Source organism: Mycobacterium sp. 852002-40037_SCH5390672, from assembly GCF_001665875.1.
In the GTDB taxonomy this organism is placed as follows: Bacteria; Actinomycetota; Actinomycetes; order Mycobacteriales; family Mycobacteriaceae; genus Mycobacterium.
This window is the reverse complement of sequence record NZ_LZTA01000003.1, coordinates 1-2,501: the sequence shown is the minus strand read 5'-3', so window position 1 is coordinate 2,501 and position 2,501 is coordinate 1. Positions and strand designations below refer to the sequence as shown.

Sequence of the window (2,501 nt, the reverse complement as noted above, 5' to 3'; positions counted from 1 at the left end):
ACCGGCGTCACCTAGACCGGTATCGCTGACCGGCAAGCAGGGAGCCTGCTCGATAATCACATGCGCATTGGTGCCGCCCATCCCAAACGAAGACACCCCCGCCCGGCGCACTCGGCCCTGCTGCACCGGCCAGGGTGACAGCGCATCGTTAACGCGCAACCCGAGCTGACGAAGGTCGATATCTCGATCGCTATTCCTGTAGTTGAGACTTGGTGGGATTTCGCCGTTCTGAATTGCCAGCACGGTCTTTAACAAGCCCGCAATCCCTGCCGCACCCCCAAGGTGCCCGATATTCGTCTTTACTGATCCCACCTGTAAGGGACGTTGGCGCCCTGCAAAAAACTGCCCAAGTGCCGCGGCCTCTATTGGATCGCCGACCTCGGTACCCGTTCCGTGCAACTCGACGTAGTCGACTTGCTCGCTGTCCAAGCCCGCCCGAGAATACGCCTGCTGAAAGACCGCAACCTGCGCAGATGCTGTCGGTACAGTCAATCCAGCCGGGCTATGCCCGGCATTCCCGACTGCACTTGCACGAATTACTGCACGGATCCAATCACCGTCGGCAACGGCTGCATCGAGCGGCTTCAGCAAAATCATTGCGCCGCCTTCTCCGCGCACGTAACCGTCTGCTCGTTCATCGAACGTGTAGGTATGCCCTGAGCTGGACAGACCACCGAACTTCGCTTCTAGCGCTGCGGTCTCGGCCGCCAAGTTGAGATGAACCCCACCCGCTATCGCTAGGGATGAATCGCCAGCCCGCAAGCTCTCGCACGCAAGGTGAACCGCGACCAGCGAGGACGATTGGCCGCAATCGACCGCAAAGCTTGGGCCGCACAGCCCAAAGGCGAACGACACCCGGTTGGCAATCAACCCTCGGCTTAGGCCGGGGAACGCGTGATGATCGAGGTCGTTTACGCCGCTACGGAGCGCAAGTAGCGCATAGTCATCATTCATCGCTCCCAGGAACACTCCTACCTTGTCCCCGGAGATGTTTCCGGGAACAACAAAAGAGTCTTCGAACAGTTCCCAGGTCAATTCAAGCGCAAGACGTTGTCGAGGGTCTAGTGAGCAAGCTTCCCGCGGCGACAGGTTAAAGAAGGCCGCATCAAACTCAGCGACGTTATCGACGTATCCCTCAGGCCGGCCGGTTGTCCCGGCCGTCAGTCCCGCATCGCACGGCGGATCGAGCGAGGATCTTTTCACCGTCGCCGGGCCGAGAGCTTCTAGCCCTTCTCGCATAAGGCTCCAGAAATCAGCAACACTCGGTGCACCGGGTAACCGACAGCTCAGTCCGATGACTGCAACGTCTCCCGGTCGGAAACCGTCTTCTGTCACGCGATCATCGACCTCCAACCAAAGTGGAACGGCAAACCGGCAAGTCGAGTTTGCAGGTGCCTAAAGGATTTCCGTTACCTGGACTGCGACAGGATGGCCGTGATTTTCTCCTACTCGACCGCCGGCAGCAACCAGCTGAATTGGTTCGGTGCTGAGCCTTGTGGAAACTTGAACACCAGGCCACGATGTGCATCTGCGCCTATCGCGAAGTGGCGTTGAGCGCTGTCCCATACTCTGCGGAACAATCGTCGCGCCCGCAGCCGCGTCTCTGAACACCGAACTATCCACGCATACTGAAATGTGGGTCATCGGTGAAAGCGCCACGGGCAGAACGACTGTGGCAAGACGACAGCGTCCGGACCCAACGATCATCTTCAGGACCTCATCATCAGTAGACGTTAGGCCTCGTTCAACTCTCCAACAGCGCAGTGGGTTTCGATCAATCCTGGCCGCAACTCCGCTTGTTTCGCTGGCGCTTGAGCAGCGGAGCGCTAATGTGCGCTGTGATGTATCTAAATTAATCAGCGACGTGCGGACCGCTATCTGTGGTGACTTGGACGATCGTTATCGTCGGTCACCACAAATCGCCACAGGGCAGCGTCACCGGCGCAATCACCGGTGTGTTCGAGACCTACCTGGCTTAGCAGCCTCATTAAGGCGAAACGTCCCGCACCACCCGCACACGTCCGTGCAACCGACGAAGACGCACACTTGGACACAACCGAGCCACCCACCTCCAAGCCTGGCCCCACATTCTCAAGCCGCAGTTGTGTCCTGAACGCGCTGATGTGGCGGACCGTCCACACGAACCAATGCGAAATAGAATCCGCCGGGCCCAATACAGTTGACACCAGCAATCTTCCAATAGTGTTGGTCAGCAACCACCGCTTGGTTGACTCACGGCTTGCCAGGCATGGCGCCTGCAGGGGGTTGCGAGATCACAACGTTGAGTCGCGTGTCAGCATCCGCCATCGGAGTTTCCAAGCACTAGCTCGTGTGGGTCCGGCAGAATCGAAAAGCCCAGAACTTCGACTTTGTCGCCATAGCTGTCGCCTGCAGGACCGCTGCGGAGCATAGTCCATCATTCCAGATGGACTATGCTCCCCACACCCGAGACTTATCAACGAACCTGCTTGCGGTCGAGGCATCCTTTCAGTCACGATGCC

General features: G+C 58.5%; 1 protein-coding gene. It reads right to left on the bottom strand.

The genetic code is table 11. The features are described from left to right. Positions 1-1,335: polyketide synthase (locus A5782_RS01205; protein WP_231986566.1), on the bottom strand; the 1,335-nt coding region annotated here is incomplete at its 3' end. Between the last annotated feature and the right edge of the window lie 1,166 nt (positions 1,336-2,501).